Here is a 14,472-nt window from a genome sequence, read left to right on the forward strand (position 1 = left end):
TAACTCTCAATATCATTCGTGTCTGCACATTCTTTTTCGTAATTTTGCACCCGATTAATATATTCAATAAGGATTGTTTTTTATGAAATACAAGATGATTGTGCTCGACCTCGACGGCACTTTGACGAACAGCAAGAAGGAAATAACGCCAAAAACCAAACAGGCACTAATGAAAGCGCAGCAGAACGGCGTAAGAGTCGTATTAGCTTCAGGCAGACCTACCTACGGAATCACGGCTTTGGCTGACGAATTGGAACTCGAAAAGTTCGGAGGATATATCTTAGCGTTCAACGGCGGAAAGATAACCGACTGCGCAACAGAGGAAATCGTGTACGAACAGATGCTCGACGAACGACTCGTGCCTTATCTTTACAATGCCGCCATCAATTCAGGGATGGCGATTCTTACCTATCAGGGAGAGGGAATCGCTGCCACAAGGAGCAATGATGAGTATGTTCAGCACGAGGCTTTCATCAACAAGATGCCCGTCGTGCAGTACGACGACTTCCTCAATCAACTTGTATATCCCATCAACAAATGCCTGATTGTGGGCAATCCTGTCCCACTCCACCAACTGGAATTGAAGATTGCAAAGGAAATGGAAGGAAAGATGAGCGTGTATCGTTCGGCAGACTTTTTCCTCGAATGCGTGCCATTAGGTATTGACAAGGCGCAATCGCTTTCCCGGCTCATCAACAAACTGGGCATTGCGCGCGCAGAAATCATAGCTTGCGGCGATGGCTACAACGACCTCTCTATGATTCAGTTTGCCGGACTTGGCGTGGCAATGGAAAATGCAGCCGAAGAAGTGAAGGCAAATGCCGATTTTATCACGCTCTCCAACGAAGAGGACGGAGTGGCACACGTGGTGGAGAAGTTCATATTCTAACAAAGAATACAATCACTATCTACTGCAATATATTCTTCAACAGGAAAGTTGCATTCTGATTGCGCGCCACGCCCGGCGTTATCTTGTAGGAATACGTAACCTTTTCGCCCAATTCTATCTCAAAACAATAGTTATGGAAACGGGACGGAGCCTCTTCCGAGAGTTTGGACAGCTCCAAATCGTGGGTAGCTATCACGCCCGTAACATTCTTTTCGGAAATGAACTGAAGGAACAACCGCGAACCGTTCAACTTGTCCAACGAATTGGTGCCCTTCAGAATCTCGTCGAGTATTATCAGACTCGGCACATTCGGATTCAGCGAATCAATGAGTTGCTTCAGCCTCAACAGCTCCGCATTGAAATAAGATATGCCGTGCGTGAGGTCGTCGGTGGTGCGCATATTCGTGAACAGATGAAAAACCGACACAACCATCTCGTCGGCAAACACCGGCATACCGTTCATTGCCAACACATAGTTGATTCCCAACGTGCGGAGGAAAGTGCTCTTGCCTGCCATATTCGCTCCCGTGATGATGTAGTATTCCATATCGCGGATGCTGAAATCGTTCTTCACGGCCTTTTCGCCGAGGAACGGATGATAGATTCCACGTGCATCGCAGCAAACTTTGTTGTCGCTCAGCACCTTTGCACGTCCTGTCTTCCCCTCATTCAACTGGAACGTAGCCATAGACACGAGTGCATCGAAAACACTTGCCGTGTCAATCCACAGGTCGGTCGTCTGTTTGTAGGTGCGCTGCCAACGGAGGAAATGCCGAACGATGGTTATATCAATCAGACCGAAGCTGTTGAAAAGCACGATTCCTATCTCGTTGCTGCGATTGTCTATCTTCTGCAAGATGCGTTCGAGCTGACTGAAGGAAGCCATTGCGCCTACAAGCTGCTGCTTGAGTGCGACGAGTTCGACAGAGGTAAAGTTCTCTCCGTCGATGAGTGCCGTCATATTCACGTAGCCCCTTACCTGAATCTGCAACTTTGAAATGATTTCATTGATGAGTTTGATGTACTTATTGGAACAGAACATCGACAGGAAGAAATTGAACATACCCCACCAGAGCGGCACCAATGAGGGTATCAGTCCTCCGACAGACAGAAATATGCTGAGATAGAAGCCTACCAGATTTGCATACGTGAAGAGACGGAAAGTCTTGCCTGCAAAGAAAGCAGGTATCTTGAGCCGTTGAACGGAGGCAAAGGCGTTCTTCACGTCGTCCGTATTCAGCAAACTCTCTGTTCCCTGTGCCTTGAATGCAGACAGGAAATGCTCCTTCATCGCCAATTCGCCGATAGCCTCAGCCCTGTTATCAATGTCGGCAATGAGCTGTTCTGCGCTCTTGTCCTCCCAGTTTCCCGACAGGCACGCTGCCAGATAATCACTTCCACCCGTGGAGATGGTTCGGCTGATGCGCTGAAAGAGCGCATCCTTGCCGAAAACGTCCAAATCGAAGGTAAAGTTATGCGAAGGATTGGCATAGCGTTCTCCTGCATCGAACTGCGAATAGTCGCCTTCGAGATAGTTCACTTCCTTTGTATAAACCAGCTTCAACGCTGTTTGCTCCTCTATTTTCCGGTCATTCTTCGTGTCGAGATTACGGATATAGAAGTAGAGAAACAGCAGAAGCAGGGCTATCCACAACGCCCATCCGGCATTTTCGACAACCGTGAAGAGCGCCACAAAGCCTATTGCAGCAACAAACGAGAGGATTTCGCCCAGAATGAAGCCGCGGCTCTTGGCACGAAGCGCATTGACTGACCGGGAAAGTTCGTCTATCTTCTGGCGATACAGTGTGTTCAATTCCTTATTCATTTCGTGGAGATATTACAAGTTCCGTTCCGTCAAACTATTTCCCAGCCTGTTTCTTGACAACAATATAGCCACGGCTTTCCCAAACACTCGTGGAGTCTTGTCCATTGAAAAGGTAAAGACGGTCGAAGTTAGGAGCACCATTCGCACCTGTCCAGTGTACGGAAGACGAAAAGTCTATTTCGTCCGTGCTGCCGTCGCCCCAGTTGAACTTTATCTTCTCGTGCCGCCACGTGTAATCTGCCATAAACGGACCTACTGCAACAAAATATTGTCCCTTGTATTCCGTCAGCCCCATACCGTGGAAGTTTTCATAATAGGCGCGGGAACTGGGGTTCACTATCGTATCGGTTCTTTGTCCCATCTTATAATCACGCCCCTGTAACGTAATGGAACTTTTGGTTACGAACGTTTTATCATAACCCGGCGACGTCGGCGTGAGCATATCCACTCCGTTTTCATTCAAAACCTGAATGTGAAACATAATAGGATTCAAATCCCAAATCATATCATCGCCGCTATCTTTATTGCACGATACGGCAAACATCGCCAGCAAGGCTGCCACCAGAGGTATAAAAACTTTTTTCATAGGGTTGTTTTTTAAACTGTATTGTTAATTCTATCATTGCAAAAATAGCAATAATTATCTATGAAAGCCTGCTTTCGACAAATGCAGACAGTTTATTTAACAATCTTTTATGCTTGTAAGACGTTCATAACTCACTACTGATTACCCGAATCTAAGATAAATTTACGGGGAGAAATCGAAATTTTCGTCTGCTATCAGACAACTATCCGAAGCAACACAGCATTTCAAGTAAGATGCGTTCCATAAGTGTCTGAAAATCAACGACTAAAACAATACACTCCAAATGTGCGAAGAATGAAATGCAATCTTCGCACGTTTGCCTTGCGTTTTTGCGAAGATTGCATTGCATTCTTCGGACAATTGGAAATCGTGTTTGCAACTATCTAAAATGATGCTTGCTTTAATCACAGCATTACCAATGCAAAGACAAATTCTCGCAGCAAGCAATGATTTGCCTTGAGCCCTTAAACGAAAGAAACGGCAATGGGATTTCCATTGCCGTTTCCTTTGTTCTGCAAGTTCGTGATATGTGAACGATAGGAGAAAGTTATGATTTCGCACGCAGGTTTCGCTCAAGTGATAATCTCGCGCTGCTTCATTTCAAGATACTTATTGATCAGGTCTACACTGAGATTCGACGGCGTGGTAAGCAGACTAAGAATACCGTTCTGTCGGAGTGTGCTGACTATCAATCGTTTTTCATAGATAAACTTCTCGGCAATAACGTGCTGATAATATTCCTCCGTTGTTTTCTTTTCCGATTGGACGTATTCCTTCATCTCGGCATCCTCAAAGAACACGACGAGCAGCCGATGACGACGGTTCAGCAACCGAAGATAAGGCAACTGCCGCTGAAGTGCTGTCATTCCGGAAAAGTTGGTATAGAGTATCAAGAGACTGCGCTTGCTGATATGCTTATTCACATTCACACACAGGTTGCTGAAATCGGTTTCGCCAAATTCTGTCTTCTGCGCATAGAGTGCTTCCATAATGCGCTGCATCTGTCCCGGATTCTTGGTCGGAGGAACATAAGTGTCGAAGTTGTCGGCGAAGGTTATCAAACCTGCCTTGTCTTCTCGGTGCACAACGACATACGAAAGCACCAATGCTGCATTGATGCTGTAATCCAAAAGTGTCATACCCTCAAAAGCCTGCTGCATCACACGTCCTTTGTCGATAACCGAATAAACCTGCTGCGAACGCTCGTCCTGATAGACGTTCACCATCAACTGGTTTCTTCGGGCACTTGCCTTCCAGTTGATTGTTCGGTATTCGTCGCCCTTCACATATTCCTTTATCTGCTCAAATTCGGTGTTGTTGCCCACACGACGGATTCTCTTAATGCCCAACTCCGTAAGATTGTTGCTCATTGCGAGAAGCTCATAATGGTTCAGCATCATATACGACGGATAAACCTTCACGTCTTTGGCTTCGCCCTGCGTAAACCTGCGCTCCACAAAACCGAGAACGGTTCTGGCGAACACACGGATTTTTCCGAAACCATAGACCCCGCGCTCCGTTGGAACCAAATGATAGGAAATTTCGCTGCCTGAATGGGCACCAACGGCAAGACGATATTCCACATCTCTCCGTTGGAATACTGCCGGGGCTTCGTCGATTATCGTTGTATCGACCTTGAACGGATAGGCACTCTCTACCTTTATTTCCACCTTGTTTCTATCTCCGTTGGAGAATCGGTCGGAACATTCCCGTGCAGCCGTAATGCCCTTCTTATGGTAAAGCAAAAGAATATCTACCAATACCAGCAACGCCAAGGCATACACGATAATCTTCCCAATCGTAAAGAGGATTGGAAATGCAAAGCCTAAGCCTATTATCAGAACTGTTGCTATGAGTGTAATGTAGAATCTTCTTGTTAGAAACATCTTTTATATTAAAGAGGTTAAGAAAGGAATAACCGCCCTACTTGGGCACTTCCACCTTTTCTATCAATCGCTGCGCCACCTTCAATGCCGTGTAGCCTTCCATTTCAGCTTCGGCAGTAAGTATCAGACGGTGCTGCAAAACGCTTGGGGCAACGAACTTGATGTCGTCCGGAGCAACGAAATCGCGCCCGTTTATCAATGCGAATGCCTTCGAAGCATTCAGAATAGCCACGGAAGCACGTGGACTTGCACCGAGATAGACGGCACGGGAAATGCGCGATTGCTGCACGATGCTTGCAATGTAGCCTATCAGGCTTTCCTCGATGAATACCTTGTCGAGCATACTGCGCATTTCCAACAACTCTGCAATGGAGAGAACCGGCGCAATGCCGTCCAACTGAACAAGGTTGCGCTTTTCCTGATGACGCTTCAATATGTTCATTTCGTCTTCCAACGAAGGATAATCCATCGTTATCTTGAAGAGGAAACGGTCGAGCTGCGCTTCCGGCAATCGATAAGTTCCTTCCTGCTCAACAGGGTTCTGTGTGGCAATGATGGTATAGAGGTCGCCCATCTTTCGGGTTGTTCCGTCCACAGTAACCTGTCGTTCTTCCATTACCTCGAAGAGGGCAGCTTGCGTTTTCGCAGGGGCACGGTTGATTTCATCTGCCAAAACGAGTTGAGAGAACACCGGACCTTCGTGAAAATCGAACTTGGAGGTCTGCATATTGAAGACCGTCGTGCCTAAAACGTCGCTCGGCATCAAGTCGGGTGTAAACTGAATGCGCGAGAAACGTGCGTCGATGAGTTTGGAAACCAAACGAGCCAACAAGGTCTTTGCCACTCCCGGCACGCCTTCCACAAGCACGTGGCCATCTGCAAGAATAGCTGTAAGAATAAGATCGACAGCCTGATGCTGACCAACTATCACATTACCGATTTGCTGACGCAGTTCAGCAACCTTTGCACTGAATGCGTTCAAGTTGAGTCTTTCCTGTGTATGCTCTTCCATAATTGTATTTTTATCTGTCAATGAGGTTCAAGCGTGGAATGAAGGGCGGGCATCAGCAATGCCTTCCGGCCTGTTTCATTCTCCCGAAGCCTCATCAGTATTTTTATATTTTATTTAAAACATTGTCCATTTCATCTATCAGCAGTCGCATTTCTGCATCCGTAAGCGCAGTTTCCACCTTTGAAATGGTTTCCATCCTATCGAGCAATGCCGAGATTTTCTCCTTATCAATGCCCGTATGACTGCTTATCTGCCCTACGTTATGGCTCCGTTCTTCAAGCTGAAATACATCTATCATCAAATTTCTACGGATATATTCCGCGAAATAATTGTATTTGTTCAACACCAAATCGCGATTGTTATGGTGCTGATAATACAGACTTCCTATCAATTTCACGAACTCAAGCGAACGGTTCTTGGGTGATTCCACTACGGGTATCACTCGCTGACGACGGCGTGCCGTGAAAATAAAGAAGAGCAAAAGCCCGAACAGTGCCAGATAAGTAGCCCATCGCAACGGCGACTGCTCGAGGAAGAAGCGCAAAGGCGACTCCGATTCGTATTCATCCTTATCAAGATAAGCCTGCGTTCGCACTACCGGCATTCCTTCAAATTGCGACATCGTGCGGAAAATGAGGGGATTTATCTCTTTATCCAACACACCGTAATTCGTGAACAACAACGGCAAGGTGTTGAAATAAACCTTACCTCTGCCCCATTTCATTGATACGATGGTCGGCTCTATATAAGATTCTACGGGAGATTCTGCAACAGCATCTATGGTAGGCTCTGCAACAATATAATCCTCTTTACCATAATATGCAGTACTGTCTTCGTCGTTTGCAGCTCCATCTCCGCCATTTGCTGAATCATCCACACTTTCGGCATAATCGGCAGTATATTCATCATCCGCACTGACTGCATCATAACCGTGTATCCAATAGCCGGAAAGCGTGTCGCACAAGTTCTCCCTGCCCGTGAAAATCACGTGGCCGTAATTCATAGATGAATAAATACGGAACATTCCCGGCCTGTAAGGCTTCTGTTCCATCCAAAGCATAGTGTCCATTGGTATCTCCATATTCTCTATACTCGCCTGAACCACCTTGGGATTGAATGAAGAACTGGCGGATATATGCACGTCGAAAATATTGTTCGTACTGTCAGGGGTGTACATTCCACCGATAATCATCAGTTTGTTTCCACGTTCCAGCAGCACTTTCATTGCCTTTTGATCCGTCTTCGTAGGCCTGAATTCCTGCGCATTTACGATAATGGCACGTGGCTTGTCCGTCTTTTCATTCGCCAACTGCCATAAAGTCTTGTCCGTTACCGTGTATCCGTTGGACAAAGACTTCGCCATCAGAGAATCGAATACGGCACAACCGAACGGCTGTTTGTCGTTGTGCAGATACGTTGGTTTCCAGATAAACTTCACAGGGGCGTTCCATTGCAAAACGAACACCAACAGAAGGAAGGCAAAGACAGCAAGGATAAACTTACGATTCATTCTCACCTCCTTCCTCAATCTCGTTCTGAAGCGACAGCATTTGGTCTACGCTGCCCGCATCAGCCGTGTAATTTCCGTATCGGACACGCATAAACAGATTCGTGAATCGGATGAATGCGTCTCGCGGATACTCTCTCGTGTATTGTGTAGGCGTCTTATAAATCTGCCAACTTATCTTTCCGTTATCAGCCAACCATCGAAGCGTCTGTAAATAGATGATACAGACGGCACGGTTGTAGTCATTCTGCTTTATCGCCTTCTTCAGTTCGGCATCGAAATCCACACCATATATATTGTTTTCCTCAATGGACTGTGCAACGGTTTTGCCCGACCTGCTGAACAACGTAGGCTTAAACCTTACGATAAAGTAGGCAATGACACCGAGAACCACCAATGCAAACAATATATACAACACCACTCTGAAGTCCCGTTCATTCTCAATGGCAAACAAACCTCTCAGAAATCCAAATATCTTGTCCAACAACCATTGGAAGATATTCATATCCGGTGCTTCCAATTCACGCGCATAGTTGTAGGCTTCATCAGTCTGAAACCGATGAAGCATTGCCGTATCGCACGTTAATGTATCTTTTATTTCCGGAAGCATAGTTCTGTTTTACAATGTCTGAAATGAGCTTTCAAGCCCTGATTAAACCAGTTTATCGAAGTTATCTATATCTGCATCCACACCAGACTTCTCCTCAAAATGCTCTATATCCTCTTCAACCGAGAACCCGTCTACTTCTTCTGCAATGCTGCCGTACTGAAATCCCAGTCCCACGAGCGACAACGACGTGGAGAGATACATACCGAACGCCTGCAATACTCCAAAGAGATACAGCACGAAATTGTAGATGGCAGAATCAGTAAAGGCTACTCCCGAGTTGGAAGTCCCAAACACACCTTTTATCAAAGCCATTATATACCAAGGTATCATAAAGATACTCTGCAAGGTATTGGTAAGGAAAGACAGGACAAGCAAAAATCCCAATATTCCCCAGTAGGAACGCAAGCCCAGAGATATTCCTCTCTGAATGGATGAAAACACGGTCTCGTTGTCTTCAAAGCAATACACGGGATAAATCAGTGCCAACGGAACGATTGCCGCCACGCCCACGAGGAGGAATATTAAGAAGAATACCACCATACCTGACGCCGCTATGAGCAATCCCATCACAAATAATATGACGAAAATAATGACCGTGAGCATCAGTCCTATCAGAAATGCCCTCTTGGCACACTTCACAATCATCGGTTTCAAGTCTTTCAGCGTTGCTCCCCTAAGTCCGTTCGGTTGCTCGTTATGGTATCTCATCATTGCATAGGTAAATGCAGAGAGGAGAATCGTGCCCAACATAAAGAAGAGGAACAGCAGAATATAGGATACACCCACCTTGATCATTGCCGCCTCTGACGCTACTCCTGTTTCCATATCCAGCATTTCAGAGAAAACACTGTTCATACACAAAGCCTGCAACAGACACAGGGGCAGCAGCAGGTAGACGTTTCCCTTAAACCAGACTCGTCTGTTTTCCTTGATAAATTCAAATGTATCTGAAAACTTATCGCCGAACGAACGAATTTTATACAGTGGTATCTTTGGTCTTTCCATTTGATTTGTGATTACGAAGATAAGGTAAAATGATGAAATAATAAGCAATGAACAGTGCAGAAGAACCGATAATCAGCAACTTCAGCGCGTTGTCCATATCTGTATGCCGTGTTACGAAACTCTCTATGAAGCCGGCAATAATGAAGAGCGGTACTGTTCCGACCACAATCTTCAGTCCCCGCTTTGCGCCTCGCTTGAAACTCTCCAAACGGGAATACGTTCCCGGGAAGAGCCAACCGTTTCCCATAGCCAGACCGGCAGCACCGGCAACCACTATCGACGACAGTTCCAGTGTGCCGTGGAGCATCGTAGCCCAAAGCGCATCGCCGAGCAAGCCCTGCTGATAGAAGAAAGTATCGAAACTTCCTATCATCACTCCGTTTCTGAACAGCAGCAAGCCCGGTGCGAAACTCGTGAGCAGTCCCAAAGCAAAGGCATTGAACGACACCATTATATTATTGACCGTGATCTGCCAGAACATAGAAGCAGAATCGCCCGAGCCATAAACGCCCATCGGATTTCCCTCCTTGATGTTCTCCAAGGTCATATCCACATAGAAATCGCCCATTATCAGTCGGGGGAAACTCTCGTCGCCAAGCGTGGAAAGCACGCCGACGGCAATGCCGACAGCGAAAATCAGAAACGAAATCAGGAGCAGTCGGCGTTCTTTCCACATCACGTCGGGCACTTCCTTCGTCCAGAACGTGAAGAGCCGCGACCATTTTTCTTTCTTGTTCCGGTAGATTTCGTTGTGCAATGCCGAAGAAAGATTGTTCAGATAGAGCGTAATGCGTGAATCGGGATAATGAGTCTGTGCAAAAGCCAAGTCGGCAGTAAGGTCCATATACACGGAGGAAAGATGGTCGGGCGACTCGTTGGCAGCGTTTTCCACAGCCATTTCCGTCGCCCTCCATTTCTCAATATTGTTTCTAATGAACAGAATTTCCTTCATAGATAATAGAAACTTATTTGCACATTAATCTCAGTTTCGAAGCAAAAGTACAGATTTTTTCTTATTTTTGCAACATAAAAGAAAAATCTTTTTATAACGTGGAGGCTTCAGCACAGCATCGGAGAACTATTTTCAACAATAAAACTCGAGCAAAAGATTCCCCTCACGTGAAATCGCAAACCAGTAAACGCACAAGGAGAAATGGCAGAATCGAACATCGTAACAGGACAATACGTCCGCATCAGTCAGACACCCGCAAGCATAGGAACGCGCATTGTGGCGCAGCTTATCGACGGATTCGTCGTCGCCTGCTACGTCGTGGGCATCGCCCAACTGTTGATCAACTTTGAAATCTACTTCGATGAAACGCTATACTACATCCTGATGTTTCTTCCCGCCGTTTTCTACTCCTTCCTCTTCGAGGTTTTCAACAACGGAAGAAGCCTTGGCAAGATGGCTATGCACACGAAAGTGGTAAAGATTGACGGCAGTTCGCCCACCATAGGCGACTATTTTATGCGCTGGCTGCTGCGCATCATCGACGTTCACTTTATGGGTGTGGGCATTGTTTCCATTCTGCTCAGCAAGAACAGTCAGCGACTGGGCGACATAGCTGCCGGAACGATGGTCATCAGTCAGAAAAATTATCACAAAATACAGGTTTCTCTCGACGAGTTTACCTATCTGGAACGAAATTACAAGCCTGTATATGCACAGGCAGAAGACCTCACGCTGAACCAGTTGGACATTATTCAGCGCACGCTGAACGCCGAATACAATTACGAACGCGAAATGCGCATCAACAAACTTGCCGAAAAGGTAAGACAGGCATTGAGGATTCCGAACGACAACGTGCCGAACGAGAAGTTCCTCTACACCATTGTAAGAGATTATCAGCACTATTCCTTAGAAATCATCTAAGCGTTTTCACAGAGTTCTTCCTCCTTTTTCCCCGCATCTTTCCTTTGCGCTCCGTCTTATCCGGAACTGGATACAGAGCAAGTCCGTGCCTTTGTCATATTCGTGAAAGATACTTCCGGCTTGGAAAGATATTTACAAAGTCCTTTCCATAACTTTAATATTTTGAACCGAGGGAAAAGTTTTTCAAAAAATGCCCCTTTTTAGCCCACATTTGCAATAAACTGGTTATCAGGTTTTTACAAAATCACAATTTATTATTCGCAAAATAACAGTACATTCTTCGCAAGATTGCAGCGCATTCTTCGCAAAAATGCAATGCAATCTTCGCACGTTTGGAAACGAAGGTTTTGATGACTGGTTATCAATGGTTTAGCGAAGCTATAAAGAGGTTGGGGAAATAAAATAGAATGCGTGCAAGTTTGAATGTAAATCCGTATGAAGTCCTGTTATTTCAAGTTTGCCTTTTGCTTGTTTTCCTGTGCCTTAAGGGAAGATGTGCTTTAAAGTACATTCACTTGCTGTCTCTTGTGGCTCGGGTGTAGGCTTATCTTGCATTCAGATTTTTATTAGCTTGCCTGTGTGTATTATAATAATGTTGGAATAAGTCAGATGTTTGGAAAAACAAAAAGAGTAACAAATTCCTTTGTTACTCTTTTCGTAGCGGGACGGGGCTACGATCCCCGGACCTCCGGATTATGAATCCGACGCTCTAACCAACTGAGCTATCCCGCCGAAATATGCTTCCTTTTCAAAAGCGATTGCAAAGTTATTAAAAAAAAATGAACCACACAAATTTATTTGTAAAAAATGTTTGGGTGTCAATGAAAAAACTTATATTTGCAAAAAATACTTTTGACAAGGCACTTAATATGAAAGAGAAAATAGAATTGGACTACGAACTGAAGTCAAATTCGGCGACCTTTCTCTGGCCGTTGATAAGTACGGATGCGGGACTCAAGAAATGGCTGGCTGACGATGTGCAGACTACTGATGACGGAATGATGTTTACTTGGGGAAATCCTCACAAACACACAGAGACATACACGGCACAGATTCTGACAATGGTAAAGAAAGAGCGTGTCCGTTTCTTTTGGAAAAACGAGGACGAGGCTGATGTTTACTGGGAAATCAAGATGTCGAAGAGCGAAATAGCAGGCAACTACCATCTGCTCATCACAGATTTTGCCCATAATGACGAAATAGAGGACTTGGAAGAAATCTGGAATCAGAACATAAAGAGGCTCAGACTGGCAACTGGCGTTTGAGCTTTGGCGATAATAAAAAAACATAAAATAGCGTCTACTCTGATATTTTTGTGTACTTTTGCACTTGAATTATACGCACAGGTACGTTACAGAGACAGACGATGTTTCGGATTAAGAAGTTAGACATATTCATAGCCAAGCAGTTTGGTATGCTCTTCGCGGGAGCTTTCTTCATCAGCCTTTTTGTGCTGATGATGCAGTTTTTGTGGAAATATGTTGATGAACTCATCGGAAAAGGTCTGTCTTTGGAGGTTATGGGACAGTTCTTCTGGTATATGGGGCTTATGTTGATTCCTCAAGCACTGCCTCTTTCCATTCTTCTTTCATCGCTCATCACCTACGGTAATCTTGGCGAAAGCTCGGAACTTACGGCCATCAAGGCTGCCGGCATATCTTTGATAAAATCTTTCAGAGGGCTGATTGTGGTGGTGCTGCTCATTACTGTGGGGTCGTTTTTCTTTCAGAACTATGTTGGTCCTGATGCGCAGAAACACATTGCACAGCTTCTTATCTCGATGAAACAGAAGAGTCCGGAACTTGAAATTCCGGAAGGAGTGTTCTATGGAGGCATTCCACAAACGAATCTTTACGTAGAAAAGAAGAACCTTGAGACCGGACACCTATATAATATAATGGTGTACAGAATGACAGACAGCTACGAAGATCAGGCAATCATCCTTGCCGACTCCGGTATGCTGCAATCAACGGCAGAAAAGAAACACCTTATATTAAACCTATGGAGCGGCGAATGGTTCGAGAATATGCGTTCCAGCGAATTTGGCAACAGTGCAGAAGTTCCCTATCGCAGAGAAACGTTTGTTCATAAGAAGATAGTAATCGACTTTGATGCCGATTTCAGCCTTACGGATATGGGAGGCATTTCCAACAATGCACGCACGAAGAGCATCAGCAAGATACGCAAGGACAAGGATTCGCTCATACACGTGTTCGACAGCGTAGGACGTGCGTACTATAAGGATGCGCAGATGGTTTACTATCCGTCGCCGAAGCTGAAGAAAACAGAGACCGAACAGGCAAGAAAGATAGCTGCTGCTGAGAGTTTCAGCATTGATTCTATCTATGCAAAATTGCCTGCCGATCAGCGCAGAATGGCTGTCGATAGGGCATTGTCGTCTGTCCAACAGGAAATCAGCGACCTGAACTTCAAGAGTATGATAACGAGTGATGGCGACCGACTCATCCGTCAGCACGACATCGAAGAGATAAACAAGTATCTGCTTGCGCTTACGTGTGTCATCTTCTTCTTCATCGGAGCACCGTTGGGAGCTATTATTAGAAAAGGTGGATTGGGCGTACCTATCATTATAAGCGTAATCGTCTTCATCGTCTATTATATTCTCGACAACACCGGTTACCGTATGGCGCGCCAAGGCGACTGGGCAATATGGTTCGGCAAGGGACTTTCGCCGGCCGTGCTCATTCCTACGGCAATATTCTTCACGTATAAGGCGAATAACGATTCTGCCGTCTTCAACATTGATATGTATATGAACCTGTTGATGAGGATGTTCGGCCTGAGAGTGAAGCGTCATATCAGCAGTAAGGAAGTTATCATCAATACGCCAAATTATCAGGAAGACGCAGCTATCCTGAGCAAGATGAATGAAGAACTGGTGGCTTATGCACGGAAGACAAACCTGAAATCGCCGCCAAACATTGTCAATACATTCTTCAGATATCAGCCAGACCACGAAGTGGAGAGAATCAATAACGAGTTGGAAGCCGTTATCGAAGACTTGGGCAACACCCGCAACAGGGGTATTATGTCGGAACTGAACCGATATCCGATAATGATTACCAAGGCACACACCCGACCGTTTGAAAGAAAATGGATGAACATTGTTGCGGCAATCATCATTCCGGCAGGTTTGTTCTTCTATTTCAGAATGTGGAGATTCCGAATCCGGCTTTACAGAGACTTGAAGGTGATAAAGAGTGCCAACGAAAATATCATAGAAGAAATAAAGAAGATGTAGCTTCACCTTGTGGACAA

Annotated in this window: 12 protein-coding genes and 1 tRNA gene; 4 read left to right on the forward strand and 9 right to left on the reverse strand. The window is 45.4% G+C overall.

From position 1 onward, the window contains the following. Positions 1–82: 82 nt before the first annotated feature. Positions 83–889 (forward strand): Cof-type HAD-IIB family hydrolase, encoded by an 807-nt coding sequence (locus tag P150_RS0110610; protein ID WP_028897653.1) that lies wholly within the window; start codon positions 83–85, stop codon positions 887–889. A 19-nt stretch (positions 890–908) separates the two neighbouring features. On the opposite strand, the gene P150_RS0110615 is transcribed toward P150_RS0110610, so the two are convergent. From P150_RS0110615 to P150_RS0110650, 8 genes are all read right to left on the reverse strand, one after another. Then, complete coding sequence (locus tag P150_RS0110615) at positions 909–2,714, reverse strand: DNA mismatch repair protein MutS (RefSeq protein WP_028897654.1); 1,806 nt, start codon at positions 2,712–2,714, stop codon at positions 909–911. Positions 2,715–2,748: 34 nt separating this feature from the next. Next, entirely contained in the window at positions 2,749–3,300 is a 552-nt protein-coding gene (locus P150_RS0110620) for a hypothetical protein (protein ID WP_028897655.1), read from the reverse strand. 572 nt (positions 3,301–3,872) lie between these two features. Further along, a complete protein-coding gene (locus P150_RS0110625; RefSeq protein WP_028897656.1) occupies positions 3,873–5,186 on the reverse strand; it encodes a DUF58 domain-containing protein in 1,314 nt (437 codons plus the stop codon). A gap of 37 nt (positions 5,187–5,223) precedes the next feature. Continuing rightward, complete coding sequence (locus tag P150_RS0110630; protein ID WP_028897657.1) at positions 5,224–6,198, reverse strand: MoxR family ATPase; 975 nt, start codon at positions 6,196–6,198, stop codon at positions 5,224–5,226. A 103-nt stretch (positions 6,199–6,301) separates the two neighbouring features. Next, positions 6,302–7,708 (reverse strand): DUF4350 domain-containing protein, encoded by a 1,407-nt coding sequence (locus P150_RS0110635; RefSeq protein WP_028897658.1) that lies wholly within the window; start codon positions 7,706–7,708, stop codon positions 6,302–6,304. Further along, positions 7,698–8,315: a DUF4129 domain-containing protein gene (locus tag P150_RS0110640; RefSeq protein ID WP_028897659.1), complete on the reverse strand. Its 618-nt coding sequence runs from the start codon at positions 8,313–8,315 to the stop codon at positions 7,698–7,700. Before P150_RS0110640 ends, P150_RS0110635 begins: the two co-directional genes overlap by 11 nt. Before the next feature lie 42 nt (positions 8,316–8,357). Continuing rightward, complete coding sequence (locus tag P150_RS0110645; protein WP_028897660.1) at positions 8,358–9,320, reverse strand: hypothetical protein; 963 nt, start codon at positions 9,318–9,320, stop codon at positions 8,358–8,360. Next, on the reverse strand, positions 9,292–10,272 hold the full coding sequence (locus tag P150_RS0110650) for a stage II sporulation protein M (protein ID WP_028897661.1): 981 nt from the start codon (positions 10,270–10,272) through the stop codon (positions 9,292–9,294). Before P150_RS0110650 ends, P150_RS0110645 begins: the two co-directional genes overlap by 29 nt. 201 nt (positions 10,273–10,473) lie before the next feature. Here P150_RS0110650 and P150_RS0110655 point away from each other — a divergent pair, with 201 nt between their 5' ends. Further along, positions 10,474–11,193, forward strand: coding sequence for an RDD family protein (locus tag P150_RS0110655; RefSeq protein WP_028897662.1), 720 nt, complete (start codon positions 10,474–10,476; stop codon positions 11,191–11,193). A 658-nt stretch (positions 11,194–11,851) separates the two neighbouring features. On the opposite strand, the gene P150_RS0110660 is transcribed toward P150_RS0110655, so the two are convergent. Beyond that, positions 11,852–11,925, reverse strand: a tRNA-Met gene (locus tag P150_RS0110660). 137 nt (positions 11,926–12,062) lie between these two features. Here P150_RS0110660 and P150_RS0110665 point away from each other — a divergent pair. Together P150_RS0110665 and P150_RS0110670 are read left to right on the forward strand one after the other, a co-directional pair. Further along, positions 12,063–12,458, forward strand: coding sequence for an START-like domain-containing protein (locus P150_RS0110665; RefSeq protein ID WP_028897663.1), 396 nt, complete (start codon positions 12,063–12,065; stop codon positions 12,456–12,458). A 101-nt stretch (positions 12,459–12,559) separates the two neighbouring features. Beyond that, complete coding sequence (locus P150_RS0110670; RefSeq protein WP_028897664.1) at positions 12,560–14,455, forward strand: LptF/LptG family permease; 1,896 nt, start codon at positions 12,560–12,562, stop codon at positions 14,453–14,455. Positions 14,456–14,472 lie beyond the last annotated feature (17 nt).

The organism is Prevotella sp. HUN102, assembly GCF_000688375.1.
Taxonomy (GTDB): Bacteria; Bacteroidota; Bacteroidia; order Bacteroidales; family Bacteroidaceae; genus Prevotella.